Annotated in this window: 1 protein-coding gene; it reads right to left on the bottom strand. The window is 41.4% G+C overall.

Going from position 1 to position 391, the window contains the following annotated elements:
* On the bottom strand, positions 1 to 391 hold a 391-nt coding region (locus tag WFH18_RS17870; protein ID WP_336755423.1), incomplete at both ends, for an IS3 family transposase.

Raw genomic sequence — 391 nt, 5'->3', positions numbered from 1 at the left:
CGCAAGTTGTACATCTGCTAAACCTTGCCAATCTGCTTTTAAATATTCAATCACCTCTGTTTTGTATAAGCCATTCACCGTTTCAGCCAAAGCATTATCGTATGAATCACCAGTTGTACCGACTGATGCTCGTAAATTTGCTGCTTCTAAACGATTGGTATAGCGAATCGAAAGATATTGCACACCCCTGTCGGAATGATGAATCACATTCTTTGGCATGCCTCGATCGTGCAATGCTTGCTCAAGTGCATCGAGCACCATATCTGTATTCATCCGTGTAGATACTTTCCATCCAACAATTGCTCGTGAGAACACATCAATAATAAAGGCGGTATAGACCCAGCCTGAATGAGTTTGAATATACGTAAAGTCACTGACCCATAATTGGTCA

Origin of the sequence: Acinetobacter sp. USHLN143 (genome assembly GCF_037145695.1) — a bacterium.
GTDB classification, from domain to species: domain Bacteria; phylum Pseudomonadota; class Gammaproteobacteria; order Pseudomonadales; family Moraxellaceae; genus Acinetobacter; species Acinetobacter fasciculus.
Note: the sequence above shows the minus strand (reverse complement) of the source record. Positions and strands in the feature narration are given on the sequence as shown.